Here is a 20705-nt window from a genome sequence, read left to right on the forward strand (position 1 = left end):
TTACGTAATGTCGTCTGCAAGCTCTACACCCTCATCGTTAAATATTACGCAAGCATTTTCTCTTGATGGTGCATTAGCTCAAGCTATTTCAGGGTTCTCTCCACGTCAAGCGCAAACAGATATGGCACTTGAAGTAGGTAAAGCGATAGCGCAAGAGTCATCACTTGTTGTGGAAGCCGGTACAGGTACAGGTAAAACTTTTGCTTATTTAATTCCGGCTTTTTTATCATTAACTTATCAAAAAACTACTGATGAGAATGACACCACCGCCAATAAAAAAATTATTGTTTCTACCGGTACTAAAAACTTACAAGAGCAGCTTTTTCATAAAGACATCCCATTAGTGCGTAAAGCCCTTGCCAGTAATGCGCAAGTTGCTTTGCTTAAAGGTCGTGCTAATTATTTATGTACTTATCGTTTGGCGCAATATCAGCAAACTCGCGGTCAATTAGATGCCCAAATGTTGCAAGACTTAGTAAAGGTAGCTAGTTGGGCAACGGGTACGCAAACAGGTGATATAGGCGAGTTGGTTAATGTTGGTGAAGATTCTACTATTTTTCCTTTTGTTACCAGCACCTTAGATAATTGTTTAGCGCGCGATTGTCCCGACTATGAGAGCTGTTATTTAGTAAAAGCTCGCCAAAAGGCAATAGATGCCGACCTTATTGTGGTTAATCATCATTTGTTTTTTGCTGATATGGCATTAAAAGATACTGGCTTTGGTGAGCTTATCCCTAAAGCGCAAGTGATGATTTTTGATGAAGCACATCAAATAGGCGATATTGCCAGTGAATATTTTGGGCAAAGTTTTTCAACTCGACAATTATCTGATTTATGTACAGACGTTTTACAAATTTATCGTAGCACTTTAACCGATGTTAAACAGTTATCGCGCGCCGCCGAAAAACTGCAAAAAACCACGCAAGAATTTAGGTTATTGTTTAATTACGATCCTGAGCGTGGTAATTGGCGAGAAAAATGCCATCAGCCTCAGTTCACTCAAAAATTTCAATTACTAAAAACAGATTTAGATTTTTTATATCAAGTGATTAAGTTATGTGTATCGCGCAATGAAGCGATAGACAGTTGCTTTGATCGTGTTGTGAGTTTGCTGGCGCAATATGAAGTTATGGCCAATGTAGACGCACTAGGTATTAGCTTTTGGTATGAAACTACGCCGCGTCATGTGGTGCTTCACCAAACCCCTTTAACCGTTGCCGACAAGTTTAGCGAGTATGTGAAAAACTCAGGGGCAGGGTGGATTTTTACTTCAGCCACACTTGCGGTTGATAACTCGTTTGAGCATTTTATTAATCATTTAGGATTAACTGGGGCGAGCCAATTGCACTTAGAAAGCCCGTTTGATTATCAGCAACAGTCACAATTAATTGTGCCGCGTTATTTACCGCAGGCAAACGACAAAAATAGAGCACAAAGTTTAGCTGATATTGCTATACCATTAATTGCGGCCAGCAAAGGCGCTTGTTTTATGCTGTTTACCAGTTACCGAGTAATGAACCAAGTCGCTGAAATATTATCGCAAGCTATTGAAAACCCATTGCTGGTTCAAGGGCAAATGGCTAAACGTAAATTATTAGATGAATTTGTTGCTCAAGATAGCGCTGTTTTACTTGCCACGGCGAGTTTTTGGGAGGGGGTTGATGTTAGGGGCGATAAGTTAACTTGTGTGATTATTGATAAGTTACCGTTTGCCTCTCCAGATGATCCTTTATTACAAGCACGTTGTGAAGATGTTCGCCGACAAGGTGGCGACCCTTTTGCGCAAATACAATTACCGCAAGCGGTCATTGCCTTGAAGCAGGGAGTTGGACGCTTAATTAGAGACGTGAGCGACCAAGGTATTTTAGTTATTTGTGATGACAGGTTGGTTAATCGACCTTATGGTGGCACTTTTTTGAAAAGTTTGCCTGATATGAAACGCAGCAGAGATATCACTAAAGCCGCGCAGTTTTTAACAACAATATAAAGTGGCTATTGTTAGTAAAGAATAGGTAAAATATAGCAAAGCTATCTTCAGCTAGTGTAAAATTGCTGTCAAAGGTAATAGATATAAAACAGCGTGTAATACGTCACGTGATAAAATTTAAGGTAATGTATTGTGAATTATTTGGCCATTGATGCCTCAACAGAAGCTTGCTCTGTCGCCCTTCAAGTAAATGATAATGTTTATAGTCGTTATGAGTTATGCCCGCAGTCTCATAGTTTACGATTATTGCCTATGATTGATGAGTTGCTTAAAGAAGCAGACGTAACATTACAGCAATTAGACGGTTTGATTTTTGGCCAAGGCCCTGGCAGCTTTACTGGCGTAAGAATTGGCGTTGGTGTGGCGCAAGGTTTAGCTTTTTCAGCTAATTTACCCGTTGTAGGCGTTTCTAGCTTACAAGCAATGGCGCAAAGCGCGTTTGAGCAATATCAGCAAAAACAAGTGATTGCGGCGATAGATGCGCGTATGAATGAAGTATACAACGGTTATTTTATTGTTGATGATAACAACATTATGCAAGCGCAATGTGATGAGGCGGTAACACCACCAGAAAAGCTAGCGCAACATTTCGCGAACATTGCCCCTAATGCTGCTTACGGTGTTGGTACTGGTTGGGATGCTTATTCAGCGCAGCTCTCTGTATTGAAAAGTAATGACGGCAGCCCTGAAATTTTATTTCCTAATGCGGTCGCAATGTTAACTATTGGCGCTGCTAAATTTAGCCAAGGGCTCGGTGTTAGTGCTGAAGAAGCGCAGCCGGTTTATGTACGCGATACCGTTTCTTGGCAAAAATTACCGGGGCGTGAATAAAACGACTCCTTTTCGCCAGCTACTTTATAAAATAGCTGTTCTTTTCTTAGGGACTTTTGACCTTTCGAGATTATTTTTGCAGTTTTTTGTTGGGTATTTATACAAGGCAGAGCCTTTTTCGTGTGGTTATTCAGGACAATAAGCTCCTGCATTGTCTAATAAACTACATCCATGTAGCGTTACCTAAAAAGGTGATAACGCAGTAAAAATGACCAACAAACGCTGTCCGAAGGATTCGGCTAAAAGCGTTTTACTCTTTGTTGAACAGTATTTGCTTAGAATGACTAGGCAACACACTGTCCGCCGCGATTAAAACGCTTTTATCTCGAACAAAATTTAACCGCGAAAGATCAACAGTCCCTAGTCAAAACAAGTTTTTTTTGCTAAATTGAGCTTATGCAAATAATTAATTCATCTACTCACTTAGCCGCTAACGCTGGTGTTAATCGTACCGCGTCTAATTCAGAAAATGACGTAGCGTTTGACGCTGCCCGTTCGTTAGAGCATAGAGACAATCGGGCTCGACGCGACGCCATTAATCCAGATGAAAAAAGTAATCAAACAACAGCGAAGCAAGAGCAGCAAAACTTTGAGCTTAATGACAGCAAGTTAGCGATCATAGAAAAGCACCAAGCGAGTGAGCATAACTTTCATGCAGGTAATACCCAGTTAGCATCTAACTCAAATAGCGCTTCGTTTGCTCAAACTAACCAAGGCAGTTATAAAGAGCAAGTTTCTTCGCAAAACCATATAGCGGTCTCTACCTATTCAGCCGTTAACAATATAGCGCAACGTGAAAGCGTACAAAAGCTCTTTGGCGTCGACTTATTTGCATAATGCTATATCACTTATGTATAGCTGTTATGTATAGTTGTTATGGTATTAGCTCACTACTCATGTAGTATTTAAACAATATTTAACGTGCAGTTTTCGCTATACTCGTTCATATTATTCCATTAGCTTGCCTTTTTTATCGCTCTTTTCCTGTAATTAATTTTTATAACTTACTTTATAAATAACCTTATATGACCAACTACTCTACTCACAATTCAAACAATAAAACCGTTGGCTTTTGGCAAAAATACCAATTTTATTGGTTACTCATCGCCGCGATTATTATTCGACAAATTCCCTTTGTTGCTCTTCCTTTTAATTGGCTCGAAAGTTATTTTCATGAAATAAGTCATGGTGTTGCCGCTTTAATTACTGGCGGTAATATTATACGTATTCAGTTGTTTGCTAATGGTGCTGGCTTATGTACAACGCAAGGTGGTTTTAGTTTTTTAATTAGCTTTTTAGGTTATGCCGGCGCAAGCTTTTGGGGCTGGGGAATATATCGTTTAGCACAAGCTCACCAGCGTGTCGCACAATTTTTTTCGGGTGCTATTTTATTGCTGCTACTTTGCTCTGTTATATTTTGGAGTCGCGATTTATTAACCTGGGTTATTTTAGGGTGTTTAATCACTATTTTTGTGTTAACGATTAAAGTGCAACAGCTACGTTACTTACAAGTTGTTATGCAATTTTTAGGGATAAGTATTTTATTAAATAGCTTATTTAGCCCGTTTTATTTATTAGATGGTCGCCATGTCGGTGATGGTGCAACATTAGCCTCCATGACTTTTATCCCTGAGATTATTTGGGTTGCTATTTGGTGTTTAATCGCATTATTTGCGCTGTACGCACTCGCGCCTAAAAATGCTTCTTCGTTAAAATAGGTGGTAAAAAATGACTTCGCTAAACAATACCACACCAGTAGTAACCCCACTAGTAAAGCCAATCATAGCGCCAATAGCGTATCAATTAAATGCCTTAACCTTAGCAGGGTTAACGTGTGTTAATAAAAGCAGCCCTAATAACAATGTCACGCACAGCAATGACAACCACGCTAATGCCAATCACAGTAATGAGCGTATTGTTTTATGTTTACATGGTTGGTTAGACAATGCGGCGAGTTTTTTGCCACTGCTTGAGGCTTTAAATAAAACTGACTTGTTAAATACAAAAGTTATCGCAATTGATTGGCCTGGGCATGGTTTATCAGAGCATCGTAGCCCTGGGGCTCACTATCATTTTTTTGATTATGTTTATGATCTTCTTGAGTTACTTGAAATAAATCAATGGCAAAAAGTTGATGTGGTTGGTCACTCTATGGGCGGTATGATCGCCAGTGCTTTTGCTGCTGCTTTTCCTGAAAAAGTACGGACATTAACACTCATCGATGCATTGGGCTTTATTTGCGAAGATGAAAGCCAAGCCACGCAACAATTGCGCAAAGGTATGCAAGCACGACTTAAAAATAAGCAAGCACAACAACGTAATCCTATTCGATATTTTCCTTTATCTACTGCAGTTAAAGCGCGTTTGTTAGTGTCAGATTTAACAGAAAATAACGCGACGTTATTAGTTAAGCGGGGATTACTTGAAACAGAACAAGGCATGTGCTGGCGCTCAGATAATCGTTTAAGAATTTTATCACCTTATCGGTTAACCCTCGGTCAAGCACAGCAAATGATGCAAGATATACAATGCCCCGTTAAACTTATTTATGCAGATAGAGGCATTAAAATGGTACAAGAGCATTTAGCTACGGCAACTCAGCTTATTGCTAACTTTAGTGTTACCGAACTACATGGCGGACACCATATTCATATGGAAAAGCCTAGCGAGGTTGCAAAAATTTTAAATGAGTTTTGGTCGGTTCAGCATCAAGAGTAACACCAAGTCACGCTGGCGTTAAAGTGTACGAAAAAGTATTATTTATTTGTAAAATTAAAACACTCGTTTAAAAAACTGGTACATTGCAGATAAATTTGATAAAACTTCAGTGTTCATATAATTAAAACAATAAAAATAACTATAGTTGTTATAAAAAGTACAATAATCATTAAATTATTCAAAGAAATCAGTTCATCAAATGCTATGAATTGAGGCACAGTCATCACTCAGGGGCATGCGTCTTGATTAATTACAGGTATAATAACGATAATTAAATCTGCGCTATAGTTAAAACAATAACAAATAACAGTGAAACAGCTGTCGAGGAAAGTAATTGTGGAAAAAATCTGGTTAGAAAAAAGTTACCCAAGTGACGTACCGTTTGAAATCGATGCAGATAAATATCCGTCATTGGTGGCTATGTTTCATAAATATTCCACTAAATATGCCGACAAAACTGCTTTCATTAACATGGGCGTTGGTATTACTTACCAAGAGCTAGCGACACAAGCAACAGCGTTTGCTGCGTATTTACAACAAGACTTAGGACTTCAAAAAGGCGACAAGTTTGCCATTATGGTGCCTAATTGCTTGCAATACCCTATTGCTTTATTTGGTGCGTTACTCGCTGGATTGACCGTGGTTAATGTTAATCCGCTATATACCGCGCGCGAGCTTGAGCACCAATTGAAAGACTCTAATGCTAAAGCAATGCTTATTATTGAAAACTTTGCTAGCACCTTAGAAAAAGTTATTGATAAAACACCCGTAGAGCGTGTGATTATGACATCGCTTGGCGATCGCCTAGGTTTTGTTAAAGGCGCAATTGTTAATAGTGTTGTTAAATACGTGAAAAAAATGGTGCCAGCATTTCACTTACCTAATACTATACGTTTTAATAAAGCGGTAAGTGAGGGAATGAACCTTAACTTAAGCGCTGTTGAATTATGTGGCGATGATTTAGCCTTTTTACAATATACAGGTGGTACTACAGGCCCATCGAAAGGAGCTATGCTAACCCACCGTAATATGGTGGCTAACTTACAACAAGCTAAAGCGGCTATTTCACCGTTATTAAAAGAAGGGGAAGAGCTAATAGTTACTGCTCTACCGCTTTATCATATCTTTGCTTTAACCGCTAACTGCTTAACCTTCTTCACCTTAGGCGGTAGTAATTTACTGATAACTAACCCAAGAGATATGCCTAATTTTGTTAAAGAGCTAAGTAAATATCCTTTTACGGCGATTACTGGCGTAAATACTTTATTTAATGGTTTATTAAATACTCAAGGTTTTAATGAGTTAGATTTTAGTCACTTAAAAATGTCATTGGGTGGTGGTATGGCAGTACAGCGACCTGTAGCAGAGCGTTGGCAAAATATTACCGGTACACGTTTACTTGAAGGCTATGGTTTAACCGAGTGCGCACCATTAGTCACATTAAGCCCATATAATTTAACTGCATACGACGGCAGTATTGGTATTCCAGCTTCATCGACTGACATTAAAATTATGTTAGAAGATGGCAATGAAGCACCATTAGGTGAGTCAGGCGAAATGTGGGTAAAAGGTCCACAAGTGATGCGTGGTTACTATAATTGCCCTGAAGCAACCGATGAAGTACTTAAAGAGGGTTGGCTAGCGACGGGTGATATTGCCTTTATGGATGAAAAAGGCTTTTTTACTATTGTTGATCGCAAAAAAGATATGATTATCGTCTCTGGTTTTAATGTTTATCCTAATGAAATAGAAGAAGTGGCGGTAATGCACGAAGACGTACTTGAAGCTGCGGCCATTGGCGTTCCGCATGACGTTAGTGGCGAAATGGTTAAATTATTTGTTGTCGCTAAGAATGAAACCTTAGATGAAGCAACATTAATTAAACATTGCCGTGAAAACTTAACTAACTATAAAGTGCCTAAAATTGTTGAGTTTAGGAAAGAGTTACCAAAAACCAATGTGGGTAAAATACTAAGGCGAGAGTTACGTTAATTGTCAATAAATAGAAACACTTAATTGTTTTTTTAGAATGAGGATTTTGTCAGGTTATTTACTTTTTCACTGACTCAGTAATAATGACAATGAGCTACGCTAGCGTATAAAAAAAGCGAATGTTGTATTTGAAGATGTCTAGATAAATACTAACAGGTGAATGTTTTTTGTACTTATATTGATTTAGCTATGTTTTTTACAGTTATTATCAGTCTTTTTTTATTAATAGGTTGACAATAAGCGTGCTAACCATTAAATTTTGTTTGCATTGTATAGATAGACAAATGCTAAGTCAGTTTAGTTGTTTAGGTTACGAGCTAACCTTGATTGTTTTAAATTTACAATTTATTAATGAATAGGAACGGCATGCCAATTATTTCTGTTGTTGACGAAGCGGAGAAATAAAATAACAGGGCCTGGTAACTTATAACTAAATAAACTGGCTTAACGGCTAACAATAAGTACAATGAACAAAGTTTTAATTTAATGAAACGCGTTTGATAAGTCATGTTGTTATCAACATGATAAAAATAAAATGGAGTAAACTAAGAATGAAAAAATTTAATTTAGCAGCGTTACCTTTAGCGGTAGCTGGTATTTTTGCATCAACTTCTGCTTTTGCTGGTACAACAGGTTGTTTTGAAACATACCCTGTAGCTGCAGATGGTGCAGTTGTTGATTTCACTACACTTTTCACTCAAGCCGCTTGTAACGATGTTGCGGGTAACCGTTACGCAGGTTTACAAGCTAATGACCCAATTGGTATTGCATATGAGCTTACTAATGTTAACGCTGATGGCGAAAACCAGTACGTAATTGATTACGATAACACTGATTTAGCTATTAACGTTGCTACAGGTTTAGACCAACATATCGTTTATATCCCAACATCAGATATTCCTCCAGGTACGTTAATCGAATTTACCCTTTCTGGTTCAAATGCTCGATTTGCTGGTAATAATGATATTATCCACTTAGTTAAAGAAGATGGTGCTGGTGGTTTTGAAGCTATTTCTTCAACAGATGGTGATGTAGACGGTACTAATACTATTACGTTTATTACTAAATCAGGTCTTCAAATTGGTGCAGGTACTCGTTTAGTACTTTCTCGTACATCAGTGGGTGCTGCTGATGCTGCACTTGAGCCTATTGGTATTGATGTAGGTAACTCACAGTGTACTACTGCAGAGAGTCAATCTTCTGTATCTATCCAAGTAACTCAAGCAGTTACCGATGGTGGTACAGGTTACACTATTATTGGTGCTGAAACTGTTCCTGAAGTTATTGCTGAAATTTCTCCACAGTTTTATGCATTACACGGCGGTACTACAGCTGAAGGTTTAGTTAACGCTGAAAGCTCTGATATTGCAGGTACAGCTGTTGTTGCCCGTACTGAGTTTGTATATGACTCAACAACACCAGATGACAACTTAATTGTTCAACAACAACAAGTTATTTATAAAACTGCATTTTATAACCGTGCACCTTTATTAGACCGCAACCACACGTTACATGCTGATGACGACTTAGATACTAAGTTTGTTGTAGGCACTAACCCTGGTTCAGATGTTGAAATGGGTCTTTACAATGCTCAAAACCTTACAGCAAATGCTGAAGCTGCTTTAACTCAACAAGAAGAGTTAGAAGCTGCTACTTTATGGGCTGACTTTGGTTTAACTGAAGCGGATGCTCCAGTATATGATACTGATGCTGAAGATGTATTCACTCCTCGTGTAGATGTTAGTGTTGAAACTAACCCGTTCAATGCACCAGTTGCTGACCATGTATTAAAGAACGCGCTTTACAATGAAATGTTTTATGTTGTTACAAACGAGCGTACAGCAGATTCTGATACAAAAATCATGAACTTCAACTACGTTGTTGATACGCATTACACGTTAGACTTTTCAGACGCTAGCTTACTAGATCACTGTGCTCAAGAGAAGAAAACTCATGAAATCGGTGTTAACGGTGCGGTTCTTAAAGTTCCTTACGTAACAAGTGCTTCAGGTAACTTTGTACGTATTACTAACGAACATGACGAGTCTGCTGAAGTAACATTCGACATTTTCGGTGAGTCTGTTAACGGTACTGTTGAAAATCGTAAAATGACAGCTCTATCATTAGGTACTGTTCCTGCACAATCTTCAGTAGTGTACTTTGTACCTAAACTAGTTGAAGAAGCTGAAGCTGCTGGTTACTTAGGTCAAGACGGCGGTTACGCTGAAGGTGACTTAGGTGCTAACTTCAAGTCAAGTTCAACTCGTCACACAGTAACTTTCACTGTAACTGCACCACGTGATTCAGTTCACGGTGTTGCTGTACAGAAAGTTATCGGCTCTCCAGCTGACCGTGTAATGCCTGTACTTGACCAAAACGATTGGTCACAGTAATTTAGCAACGTAGTTAATTTTTACTACATGCTTTTTTACAATTATTAAGTGTTATTAAGCGTTTATATTACGTTTACTAATTGCTAAATAATGACTAAACAGTACAATAAAGCCCCCGCAATGCGAGGGCTTTTTTTTTGTATGTTGTATATTTTATTTTTGTATATTTATTTGTATATTCAATAGGGTTTTAATAAAGAGGAAATCACGTGAAAAAACTAATGATAATCGCGTTAGCGGTATTACTCAGTGCTTGTCAAACAACGTCTAACGATAATGAAATTAATGAGTTGAAAGCGCAAATTAAAGAGCTTAAACATATTCAAGCGCTTGTAGCTCAAAAGGTAGGTTTAGGTGAGCTAGTGCGCCCAGACGAAATATCAATTGCTGATGGACAACGCGTTGGCGACGATAGCGCGAGTATTGTGCTACTTGAATTTACCGATTTACATTGCCCATTCTGTGCACGTTACCATAAAAATATTTGGCCACAACTTAAGGCTGATTATGTTGATACTGGTAAAGTGCAGTTTGTAGGTAAAGAATTACCTTTGGCGAATATTCACCCTCGTGCCGCTTATGCTGCGGTTACCTTACGTTGTGCTGCTGCACAAGGCGCTTACACTGACGCTAAAAACTTTTTATTTGAAAAAGGCGCACAATTTAGCAGTAGTGATTTAGAAACCATTGTTAGCGATAATAACCTTGATAAAGACGTTTTTGATGCTTGTCTCAAAGATGTAAGCGTGCATAATAAAATTACTAGTTCACTACATGAAGCGAAAAAATTAGGCTTTGCTTCTACACCGACTTTTGTTATTGGCAAACGTCAAGGGAATGTTATTACTGATTATGAAATTGTAAATGGCACAGGCTCTGTAGAGAGCTTTACCGCTATATTTGATAAGTTATTGGCTAAGTAGTTTATTGACTTTTTTGTAGCTACCACGTTAACTAATGAGCTAAATAGTTAACGTGTTAGCTACAAGTATAGATAAATAAAGTATTATTTAAGCGACAAAATTAGTACATAATCAACACGGTAAAACAGAAATAAAAGAGATGTCACGATAAGGTTACTATGAAATATAATATGCGTAAAATATCAGGGTTTACTTTAGTTGAGCTCCTCATTGTTATGGTTATTTTAGGGTTACTATCAGCGATAGTAGCACCGCGAATGTTTAGCAAAGTTTCATCAGCTAAAGTAGGAACAGCAAAAGCACAAATGCAAGTACTTGCAACAGCTCTAGACTCTTATCGCTTAGATATAGGCTATTATCCTGAGAATTTAAACCAATTACTTTCGTCTGAAGATGAGTCGTGGGATGGGCCTTATTTTCCACAAGCTATACCTCAAGATCCATGGAAAAACGACTACGAATATAGCCGCACTGCTAGTGAACAAAGCGGTGAAGGCTTTTCATTAAAAAGTTTAGGCCGAGATAAAAAAGTTGGTGGTGAAGGCGAAGACGCTGATGTGGAATTCTAATGTGGAATGTTAATGTTGAAAACTATGTTCGTCAGCATAGGTTAATTGATAACGGTCGTTTAGACGAAGCAAAAAACTATCAAAATAGCTCAGGTCATAACTTAGAGCAAATACTATCTCATTCGGGTTGGATTGACGAAGAGCAACTGTGTGATATTTATTGTGAATTATTAGGTTTAGTGCGCTGGTATGATGGCTTTAACTTAAGCACTGAACAACTCGTGTTATTAAGTGATGTTAATTTTGATTTTTTAGCACAGTATAAGATGACCGCGGTGAATTTAGACGATAATACGCTAACAATTGCTATTTGCTCACCACACCATAAAGAAGCCTTTGATTACAGCCGTTTTTTGACTTACGACGTGGTTTTTGTTTGTGTTACTGAAAAAGACTTTGAGCTATTTCAAGAACAATATAAGGCTATGTTGCCTAATGCTCAGCAAGTAGATATTAGTGGTGATAATGTTGAAATGCTAAAAGAATTAGCTTTAGGGGCGCCGACTGTAAATTTAGTAAATAACCTCATTAATAAAGGGGTTAAGTTAGGAGCATCAGATCTACATATTGAACCGATTAATGGTCGCTACCGTGCTAGGTATCGTATCGACGGTATCCTAAAAGAAGCTGACCCTATCCCTCATAGTTTACAGCTCGCGGTTATTTCACGTATTAAAATTTTATCGAATATGGATATTGCTGAAAAAAGGCGCCCACAAGACGGTAAAATTGAGATGCGTGCAGGGAGCACTGATCTTGATATTCGTTGTTCTAGTTTGCCATTAGGGCAAGGTGAAAGTGTAGTAATGCGTTTCTTAATACGAAATGCAGTGAAATTTGATCTTCAAAAACTCGGTTATGCTGAAGATTTAATTAATAAAGTGAATGATGATTTAAAGCGTACTTCGGGGGTTATTTTAATGACAGGCCCTACAGGGTCAGGTAAAACCACCTCACTTTATTCATTTTTAAATCAAATTAATACCCTTGATATTAAAATAATTACCTTAGAAGACCCCATTGAATATCAGCTACCAGGTATTAACCAAGTACAAGTTAACCCTGATATTGGTTTTGATTTTTCTGCTGGTTTGAGAAGTATTGTACGACAAGATCCCGATGTGATTATGGTCGGTGAAATCAGGGATAATGAAACAGCCAAAATAGCGCTGCAATCTGCTTTAACCGGGCATTTAGTGTTTAGTACTGTGCATACCAATGATGCTCCGTCAGCGTATACACGTTTAATGGAGTTAGGTATTGAAGAGTACCTATTAAATGCAGGTTTAGTGTCAATTATGGCACAACGTTTAGCTAGAACTTTATGTCATCATTGTAAAAAACCAAGTGAAGAGTCATCGGTTTTGATTGATAAATATGATTTGACCGATTTAGCCAAGCGTTATGATATAGATGACTTTACTTTATATACCGCTGTGGGTTGTACTCATTGTGAACAGTCTGGTTACTTAGGACGGGTAGCTTTTTTAGAGTATTTACCTTGCGATATTCAAGTAAAGCGCTTACCTAAAGATGAAAAACTATTAGATAATTTGCATTTGTTAATGAAAGAGAACAACTTGCGCTCGTTAAAAGAAGATGGGTTTTTAAAAGCACTACAAGGTGTTACTTCAATAGATGAAGTGCTTAGGGTGGCTGGGTGAGTCAGTTATTTCGTTATAAGGCTTATGATCGCGCAGGCAAGTATGAAACTGGAGAGCTGAGCGCTCAAACTAAAGCTGAAGCAGAGAAAATGCTTGCTAAACGTAATTTATTAGTAACATCGATTAGTGTTGTTAAATTAACGTCGGTATCAACTAAAATATCATTAGCGGATATTGAACAATCTACTGAACAGCTTGCTATTTTATTAAACAATGGCTTGAAAATAGATAAAGCGCTAGACGTTTTATCTCGAACCAATACCAAAAGCGGTATTGGTCGCGTATGGACAAGCATTCTTGAGGAATTGAAAAAGGGTAAGTCGCTAAGTGAGTCAATTGAAACGCGAGTCGATATTTTTTCATCACTATATTGTGAAATGGTAAAAATAGGGGAAAGTACCGGTAATTTACCTAAGGTTTTTACCCGTTTAAGTGAAAATTTACGCTTTCAAATAGGCTTAAGAAGTAAGGTTTTACAAGCGATAAGTTACCCGTTTTTTATTCTATTGGTATGCGTTAGTGCTATTTGGGCTATTTTCAATTTTGTTGTTCCGAGTATGTCAACTATGTTTGAGTCTATGGAAGAGGTTCCTTCGTATACTCAATTTTTACTGGATGTTAGTCAAAACGTACAGCAATATCAAATTCATGCCGTAGTCGTTGTTGCCGCATTGATTTTTTTTGGTATTTATTTTTTTAATCAACCTAAAACTCGTAATCAATTTATTAGCTTTATGGTGAAGTTGCCTTTAATTAAAGGTATAACCAATAAGTCTGACAGAATACGTTTTGCTACCGCTCTACAACTAACCTTAGAAAGCGGCGTTAATTTATCTACGGCACTAAAGCTTGCAGGTGAAACGGTTATTGATGTATCGCTTAAACAAAAGTTATTGGCAATTGCAGGCCAAGTTTCTTCTGGTAGTCAATTAAGTGATAGCTTGCAAAGTATACGTTTATTTGACGATGTAGCGCTTTCGTTAGTGGCCGTAGGTGAAGAAAGTGGCACATTAGCTAATTCTTTTCGTGAAATAGCGTCAAGGTCAAGACAAAACTTTGAGACTTGGTTAATGAAATTTACTGCGTTGCTGGAGCCGTTATTAATTTTAATTATGGGCGGTGTTGTTGGCTCAGTTGTTATTATTATGCTGCTAAGTATTGTGTCAATTAATGATGTATCTTTCTAAAAAACAACCGCTACATAAAGCTAATAAAGGCTTTACTTTGATTGAGTTGTTGATTGTCTTAGTACTTATCGGCTTAAGCTCATCTATTGTTATGCCAGCAATGTGGCAACAACTAGAGCAAACTCAATATCGTGCTGAAATAGCTAAGCTAAAATCATTATCAAGTTATTGTCGTCATTATGCTTACTTTAAAGGAGCAACTTTAGAAGTTACCGTAGAGAATAATTTGTTTACGGTAAGCGACCTCAGCAGTGGTGATACATTAAGACAGCTTGAATTTAACAACTTGATTTTTGAAAAGCAGACGTTCGCTTTTGATAGTAAGGCTACGTTTGATAATAACGTATTAAGTATTACTAAAAAGAATGGAGGTCAAGTTATTGAACTATCCATATAAACAACGAGGTATGACCCTTGTTGAAGTACTTATTGCTGGCATTATTCTTTTTATTGCCATAAGCGCTATTAGTATGGTTGCTCGTACAAAAATATTAAATGAACAACGGTTAGCAAGAGCTGTAGAGCATGCTTACCTAACTGAGTTTTCTCATGGTCGTATCAAATATTACTTAACTCATACTGATATTCGTGAAGGAAACATTCGTATTGCTAATACGCAATATCAATGGCGTGCCTTAGCAAAAAACGCTAGCCCACCCATGATAGGTTTAGATAATGGAGAAGGTATGGCAGGAGCTTCATTGCATTTACTTACTTTATATAACGTTATTGTTAGTCATGTAGGTACCAATAAGAAAGTGTACGGCTACACAGAGTTAGTTTGGACTATGCCATGATCAAATGTAAAGGTTATACGCTGATTGAAGTGCTAGTCTCTATGGTGATCTTTAGCATATTAATTACGTTGGCTGTATCATCGTATCGTTATTTTTTTTCAGCCACAGCGAGTAAAAATAGCCAAGCTCATGCGTTGTCGTTGTTAAGTCAACGTAAAATTATTAATACGAGTATTAAAGCGCTTGAGCCTTATTATTATGTTGATTATGATAATAAGTCGAGGTTATTTTTTCTCGGAGAAAAAGAACGCTTATCATTTGTTTCGTATAACCCGAGTTACCTTAATGAGCCTTTAACTATCTCAACACTCTTTTTAGCAGAGTCAGGTAATGAATTGTATTATTGTGAGCAAGCGTTAGGTACTATTTCGTTGATGAATTATCGATTTAGAGAGCGTGACTGCTTAGAGAAAAAATTGTACTTAAAGGGAGAGAATATTAGGTTTTCGTATTTTAGTTGGAAAAATGCGCTAGAGCTTGATAGTTACTTTTCAGAGTACCTTAATGTTAATGTAAAACCCAAACCGCAATGGCGTTCTCAATATGATAGCGCTGAAACACTAGCTTTACCCTTGTATATCAAAATATCTACTAGTAATGCTCTAGGTTTATTACCTAATGAGTTTATGTTTGAGGTACCACAAGAATTACCAATAGCTAAACGAGATAAACATGGCTTTGCAGGTTAAGCAGAAAAAGCAGCAAGGTGCTGCTCTTTTAATTGTTATTATGATCACCGCGATAATGTCAGTTATTATGACGTTGATGCTTCATCAGAGTCGCTTAGATATGAAATTATCGGCTTTGGTTAAGCACAGGGCGCTTGCTGAGGTAGCTTTGCACAGCAGTCAATCAACCTTTATTTATAAAATGATGTCCACACCTTTACATTTAGTTGGCCCTAATTATGTGCTTAATGGTGTTGATTTTGAAACCTTAGTTCCTGACTTTAAAGGGGCGGTAGCAAGTTATGAAAATGTGAACTTATCCGTGCAAGATTTGAGTGGTTTAGTTTCGTTATTCCCTTTTGATGAGAAGTCATTTAATCGATTACTTATTGAAAACGGTTATAATAGCGAGCAATTGCTGGTTTTTCACGATAGATTGCAAGACTGGCAAGATGCAGACTCGTTAACGCGTATAGAAGGAAAAGAGCAGGGGGATTATCAAGAGTATCCCTTTTTTCCATCGAATAGACAGTTACAAACTGTACAAGAGCTCGCATATATTATTGAGCCTGATGTTTATCGTGCAATATCTCCTTGGTTGATACTTTATGGGCATGGGCATATCAATGGACAATATGCCCCCAAGCCTTTATACTCCGCCGCTGGAATTAATACAAAAAATAGTGAAGAGTATAACTCGTTCTCAACTGGAGAAGGAGGATATAGCTACCCCACAGGCGGGTATCTCGTTACATTATCATTCGAAGATAAGGGCGTGTCTTTACATAAACAATTTCTCTTAATGAGGGGGGCTGATACTTTCCAGCCTTTTTTCGTCGCTAATGAAAAAATATTTTAGTCGCCTTTTAAGTATCAATAGTATTTTTAGTATTGATTACACTTTTAATGCTAAAGAAGGTTTAAGCTCCTTAACGAATAAAGAAAAAAAGCGTAGCTTTGCTACTGTTTGTTTGCTTGAACGTGATGTTTATTGGCGAGCAGAGCGTCAATACTCTAATGTTACGCTGTTTGATTTACCTAAAATAATTAAAGCAGAGTTGAGAAGCATTGCTCCTTTTTCTGGACATGTTTTTTGGCGAGTTAAACAATTAAGTACATCACAAATAACCGTTGTTTATTTTGCATTACCTACCGAATATATCGATAAAATTAGGACACGATGCCAATTTATTTATCCTTTAGGGGAAGACTTTCAAGAAGAATCTCAAACAGAGCAACAGGTTAATTTACATGAAAATATTACCGACACGGTAACACCAGTAAAAAGTGAAATAGAGAGAATATCACAAAAAAATATAGTTAATTTAGTCGGTTTTTATCTGCCGAAACTAAAAAATGAGACGTTGAGTATGCAGCGCCTCTCATTTAAAAAGTTAGCCACTTTATGTGCCTTTGGCGTTGCTGCTTTTACTGTTATATCGTCAGCTTACCTTCACTTTAGTTTAGGGTATTATAAAAGTGAGGTTGCAGGTAACGCTGTTACTGTTGAAAATGCATTAAAAACTCAGCGAGAGTTAAGAGCTAAAGCTCAGTCCAAGTTAGACTTTGACACTTTCGGGCAAGAAAATCCTAATGTGCTAGCAATATTAAGTAGCTTAAGTTTTAATGAAGAAAAATACTTCATTCAGCGTATTCACCTTCACCCTAAAGGGGTGAAAATAACAGGGACCGCTGAAACATCTGCAACTAATTTACTCACTCTTTTACTAAATCACCCTGCGGTGAGCGAAGCTAAATTTGCTCGCGCGTTAGCTAAAAATAGAGCCGGCGAAGAAGTTTTTGTTATAGAGGTGGTTTTTCATGAGTAAATTTACATTCAATATTAAATCTGTTGGGCTCATCGCTATTGGTGTTATATTGCTTGCTGAGTATCTTATTATCCCTTGGTTTGAGTGGGTTGATAATACTCAGTTGTCTATAATTTCACAGCAAAATACATTAATTAAGCAAGAGAAATTAATTGAGAGAGCTCAATTATTAGAAACACAGCGTGATGAGTTGGCGACTAAGTTTACCGACACGCTTGCTAACTTAGCTATTGTTGCTAAAGGAGAAGACTCTGCGATTGTTTGGCTTAAGGAAGTGGAAACACACTTGGCTAAGTACGACGTTGAAGTGAATCAAAAATCACCGTTACGAGAAATTCAAATAAATGATAGCTTTGCCGTTTTTGCAGGTAGAGTGAATATAAAAGGAAATTATAGTGAAATTTTGAATATTATTGGAAATTTTGAAAACTATTCCGTGGGAAACAGGGTTAGGCAATTACGATTAAATAGCAATAAAGCAACTCCCCATAGAGTAATTGCTGATATTGAATTTATAAAGGTGTTTAAACGATCATGAGAAATGTAGCAATTGCTGTATTGGTTTTTTTCGGGTTGATTTGGCTATTCTTTAGTTATATTTATGTACCTAATAACACAGATGCATCGCTAGAAAAAAATGATGTAATTGCTGTTAAGGAAGTAAAAAAACATGTTGTAGACGTGGCCGACATTAAAAACTTAGCACTATTACTTAATGTTGAATACTTAGAGGAAAAAGAGCAAGTTGAACAGGAGCAGTTACCTAGCACTTTTGATGTAATAATTGAGCTTGTTGTTATTTATACCTCAGAAAATAATCACAAACTACGCATAAGCACTGAAGCTAGAAATGAGAAAAAACAATTTGATATGATTGTAGGAGATAAACTCTATGATTATACCTTAAGTGCTATTAACCCTAATTCTGCAAAGCTGGATAATGGTATACAAGAGGTCACTTTAAGTATGTTTAAGACCGCGACTATTTCAGTTACTGATTTACCGAAGGAAGTATCAGACTCACTATGAAAACCTTTGACCAAAATATAAAAAAGATAATCATCACTTTTGCTTTATTGTCTCTGGTGGCATGTACTACAACCAAAGATAATAAAGCTCCACTTGAAAAGAAAAACTTAAGAGATTCTGAAATACTGGTTAAACCCTCTATTTTACGGACTAATATTAGTGAAGAAGCGGAGCCTGAAAATGGTTTACCTGAAAGTGATGTTACTGGTACGTTTAGTGTAACGGAAGTTTCTGATTTAGGTGGGCTTAATGAGTCAATTGATAAAGCTAAAAAAGAGCTACAACTTGAAGGTGAACCAATTACTTTTGTTGCCGACCAGTTAACGATTAAAGAGTTTTCAAATAAAGTATTTAATGAGTTACTTAATATGAATTATGTTTTAGCGCCTGAGTTAGCGGCTTCTAAAACCAGTTTAACCTTAAATATTTCTAGCCCTATTTCACGTACTGCCTTTTATGCTTCAGTGAATGAGATATTAGTTCAAAACAGTATTAGCACCTACAGAAAAGACAATATTCTATACCTAGCGAAAGCGTCTAGTAGTAATAAGAAAAATAGTATTACTTTAGGTATTGGTGTTAATGAAGAGGATGTACCAGATATTAGCGGTCAAATTACGCATATAGTGCCTTATACTTACAGTGAAAGTCGTAATATAACTAGTATTATGAAAAAACTTTCTACAGCTAAAGTCACGATCAACTCAGCACAAAAGTTAATTATTTTAGAGGGTGAGCGAGAAGAAATTACTCGCGCCTTAAAACTTATTAATATGTTAGATGTGCCTCGTGCTTATGGTCGAAAAATACGTTTGTTTGAGTTTGCACATATGGCACCTGAAGATGCTATTGAGCAAATTACGGGTTTATTAAAGGAGGATGGTTTTTCTCTTAATAATCCTGCAGATATTTCGTTTGTTCCTATGACTCGAATTAACTCCTTTGTGGCTTATGCGGCAAGTGAAGCCGTGATTAATAGGATACATTATTGGGCTAAGAAACTGGATGTACCATTAGCTGGTGATCAAAAGCAATATTTTGTGTATAAACCTAAGTATGCTAAAGCGGAGGAAATGCAATCAGCGTTACAGACTTTACTCAATGACACTGCTAGTAATACGCCTGTGAAAAAACCAGGAGAAGCAATTAACAAAGCAGATACTAATAATGCAGGCGGAACAACAACCTTCAGTTTAGATAAGCAACAAAACGCATTGATTTTTAATGTTACTCCAATGAAGTACAAGCAGATATTATCGCTATTAGAAAAAATAGATGTACTGCCTGGACAAGTTATTCTGGATGTGACAATTTTAGAGGTGACGCTAAAAGATGATATGAAGTCAGGGATTAATTGGCTGTATGATAATTCACAAACTAAGCCTAATGTTTCTAAAATAGATTTTTTAAGCTCTGGCTCTATTGGGGCATTATTTACATCGGGTAATTGGCAAGCTGATTTAAATTGGAGTGAGGAGCAAGATGATGCAAGGGTTATCTCTCGACCTTACTTGATTGTTCGTGATGGCGAGTCGGCCTCTATTAGCTCTGGCGATCAAATTCCTATTATTACTCAAGTGGTAGAAGATGTTGGTAATAATGGTTCTGTTTCCAATTCTGTGCAATATCGTTCAACGGGTGTAAATGTATCATTGACGCCAACGATTAACTCAAATGGTGTTATTTCGTTAAGTGTTTCGATGTCAGTGAGTAGCAGCAAGGCGAGTGCTAATACGCAAGTTCAAACGCCAACGATTACTAATCGTGCGATTAATACAGAAATTATTGCTCGAAATGGACAAACTGTGGCGTTAGGTGGCTTAATTCAAGAGAATAAAAATGCGATAGATAATGGTGTTCCCGTAATAGGTAGTTTGCCTATTGTTGGTAAGCTGTTTTCAAGTACTACTGATACCTTTACACGAACAGAGTTAGTTATGTTAATAACCACTAAAATAGTTCGTGACTCTGTTCAAGTTGATGAGTTTAGTGAAGCGATGTCAGAACTTTATAGTGCGCCTATTGTTATTAAATAATAGCCGTTAGCTAACGACAGTTTTTTAATGAGCCAATATATGACTATATTGGCTCATTTTTATTTTATATACCATTAAAGTG

General features: G+C 37.1%; 19 protein-coding genes and 1 pseudogene. 19 read left to right on the forward strand and 1 reads right to left on the reverse strand.

The annotated features are described in order from the left end of the window. Nucleotides 1-7: 7 nt before the first annotated feature. Both yoaA and tsaB read left to right on the forward strand, forming a co-directional pair. Nucleotides 8-1987 carry a DNA repair helicase YoaA gene (yoaA, locus tag ABD005_RS06565; RefSeq protein WP_215978594.1) on the forward strand — a complete coding sequence of 660 codons (1980 nt, stop codon included), beginning with the start codon at nucleotides 8-10 and terminating at the stop codon, nucleotides 1985-1987. A 132-nt stretch (nucleotides 1988-2119) separates the two neighbouring features. Then, a complete protein-coding gene (tsaB, locus tag ABD005_RS06570; RefSeq protein WP_343816429.1) occupies nucleotides 2120-2818 on the forward strand; it encodes a tRNA (adenosine(37)-N6)-threonylcarbamoyltransferase complex dimerization subunit type 1 TsaB in 699 nt (232 codons plus the stop codon). A 24-nt stretch (nucleotides 2819-2842) separates the two neighbouring features. On the opposite strand, the pseudogene ABD005_RS06575 reads toward tsaB, so the two are convergent. After that, nucleotides 2843-3115 (reverse strand): annotated as a pseudogene (locus ABD005_RS06575) (hypothetical protein). A 99-nt stretch (nucleotides 3116-3214) separates the two neighbouring features. Between ABD005_RS06575 and ABD005_RS06580 the strand changes: the two are divergent. From ABD005_RS06580 to ABD005_RS06660, 17 genes are all read left to right on the forward strand, one after another. Then, nucleotides 3215-3655 (forward strand): hypothetical protein, encoded by a 441-nt coding sequence (locus tag ABD005_RS06580; protein ID WP_343816432.1) that lies wholly within the window; start codon nucleotides 3215-3217, stop codon nucleotides 3653-3655. A 188-nt stretch (nucleotides 3656-3843) separates the two neighbouring features. Further along, entirely contained in the window at nucleotides 3844-4536 is a 693-nt protein-coding gene (locus tag ABD005_RS06585; RefSeq protein WP_343816435.1) for a M50 family metallopeptidase, read from the forward strand. Nucleotides 4537-4546: 10 nt separating this feature from the next. Further along, nucleotides 4547-5536 (forward strand): alpha/beta fold hydrolase, encoded by a 990-nt coding sequence (locus ABD005_RS06590; RefSeq protein WP_343816438.1) that lies wholly within the window; start codon nucleotides 4547-4549, stop codon nucleotides 5534-5536. Nucleotides 5537-5872: 336 nt separating this feature from the next. Continuing rightward, complete coding sequence (fadD, locus tag ABD005_RS06595; protein ID WP_343816441.1) at nucleotides 5873-7528, forward strand: long-chain-fatty-acid--CoA ligase FadD; 1656 nt, start codon at nucleotides 5873-5875, stop codon at nucleotides 7526-7528. Between the two features lie 551 nt (nucleotides 7529-8079). Further along, entirely contained in the window at nucleotides 8080-9921 is a 1842-nt protein-coding gene (locus ABD005_RS06600) for a hypothetical protein (protein ID WP_343816443.1), read from the forward strand. 209 nt (nucleotides 9922-10130) lie between these two features. After that, the gene (locus ABD005_RS06605; protein WP_343816446.1) at nucleotides 10131-10844 is read left to right on the forward strand and encodes a DsbA family protein; all 714 of its coding nucleotides are present in this window, start codon (nucleotides 10131-10133) and stop codon (nucleotides 10842-10844) included. Between the two features lie 158 nt (nucleotides 10845-11002). Next, nucleotides 11003-11413 (forward strand): type II secretion system major pseudopilin GspG, encoded by a 411-nt coding sequence (gspG, locus tag ABD005_RS06610; RefSeq protein WP_343816449.1) that lies wholly within the window; start codon nucleotides 11003-11005, stop codon nucleotides 11411-11413. Beyond that, nucleotides 11413-13077: a GspE/PulE family protein gene (locus ABD005_RS06615; protein ID WP_343816452.1), complete on the forward strand. Its 1665-nt coding sequence runs from the start codon at nucleotides 11413-11415 to the stop codon at nucleotides 13075-13077. Before gspG ends, ABD005_RS06615 begins: the two co-directional genes overlap by 1 nt. Further along, nucleotides 13074-14264 (forward strand): type II secretion system F family protein, encoded by a 1191-nt coding sequence (locus tag ABD005_RS06620; protein WP_343816455.1) that lies wholly within the window; start codon nucleotides 13074-13076, stop codon nucleotides 14262-14264. The genes ABD005_RS06615 and ABD005_RS06620 overlap by 4 nt, the downstream gene beginning before the upstream one ends. Further along, nucleotides 14248-14661 carry a prepilin-type N-terminal cleavage/methylation domain-containing protein gene (locus ABD005_RS06625; protein ID WP_343816458.1) on the forward strand — a complete coding sequence of 138 codons (414 nt, stop codon included), beginning with the start codon at nucleotides 14248-14250 and terminating at the stop codon, nucleotides 14659-14661. Before ABD005_RS06620 ends, ABD005_RS06625 begins: the two co-directional genes overlap by 17 nt. Further along, a complete protein-coding gene (locus ABD005_RS06630) occupies nucleotides 14645-15061 on the forward strand; it encodes a PulJ/GspJ family protein (protein ID WP_343816461.1) in 417 nt (138 codons plus the stop codon). Before ABD005_RS06625 ends, ABD005_RS06630 begins: the two co-directional genes overlap by 17 nt. Then, entirely contained in the window at nucleotides 15058-15750 is a 693-nt protein-coding gene (locus tag ABD005_RS06635) for a type II secretion system protein (protein ID WP_343816464.1), read from the forward strand. The genes ABD005_RS06630 and ABD005_RS06635 overlap by 4 nt, the downstream gene beginning before the upstream one ends. After that, the gene (locus ABD005_RS06640; protein ID WP_343816467.1) at nucleotides 15734-16588 is read left to right on the forward strand and encodes a type II secretion system minor pseudopilin; all 855 of its coding nucleotides are present in this window, start codon (nucleotides 15734-15736) and stop codon (nucleotides 16586-16588) included. The genes ABD005_RS06635 and ABD005_RS06640 overlap by 17 nt, the downstream gene beginning before the upstream one ends. Beyond that, on the forward strand, nucleotides 16572-17558 hold the full coding sequence (locus ABD005_RS06645) for a hypothetical protein (protein WP_343816470.1): 987 nt from the start codon (nucleotides 16572-16574) through the stop codon (nucleotides 17556-17558). The genes ABD005_RS06640 and ABD005_RS06645 overlap by 17 nt, the downstream gene beginning before the upstream one ends. Next, a complete protein-coding gene (locus ABD005_RS06650) occupies nucleotides 17551-18096 on the forward strand; it encodes a hypothetical protein (protein ID WP_343816472.1) in 546 nt (181 codons plus the stop codon). Before ABD005_RS06645 ends, ABD005_RS06650 begins: the two co-directional genes overlap by 8 nt. Further along, the gene (locus tag ABD005_RS06655) at nucleotides 18093-18587 is read left to right on the forward strand and encodes a hypothetical protein (RefSeq protein WP_343816475.1); all 495 of its coding nucleotides are present in this window, start codon (nucleotides 18093-18095) and stop codon (nucleotides 18585-18587) included. The genes ABD005_RS06650 and ABD005_RS06655 overlap by 4 nt, the downstream gene beginning before the upstream one ends. After that, nucleotides 18584-20623 (forward strand): secretin N-terminal domain-containing protein, encoded by a 2040-nt coding sequence (locus ABD005_RS06660; protein WP_343816478.1) that lies wholly within the window; start codon nucleotides 18584-18586, stop codon nucleotides 20621-20623. Before ABD005_RS06655 ends, ABD005_RS06660 begins: the two co-directional genes overlap by 4 nt. The last annotated feature ends 82 nt before the right edge of the window (nucleotides 20624-20705 follow it).

Origin of the sequence: Colwellia asteriadis, from assembly GCF_039523295.1 — a bacterium.
Classification (GTDB): Bacteria; Pseudomonadota; Gammaproteobacteria; order Enterobacterales; family Alteromonadaceae; genus Colwellia; species Colwellia asteriadis.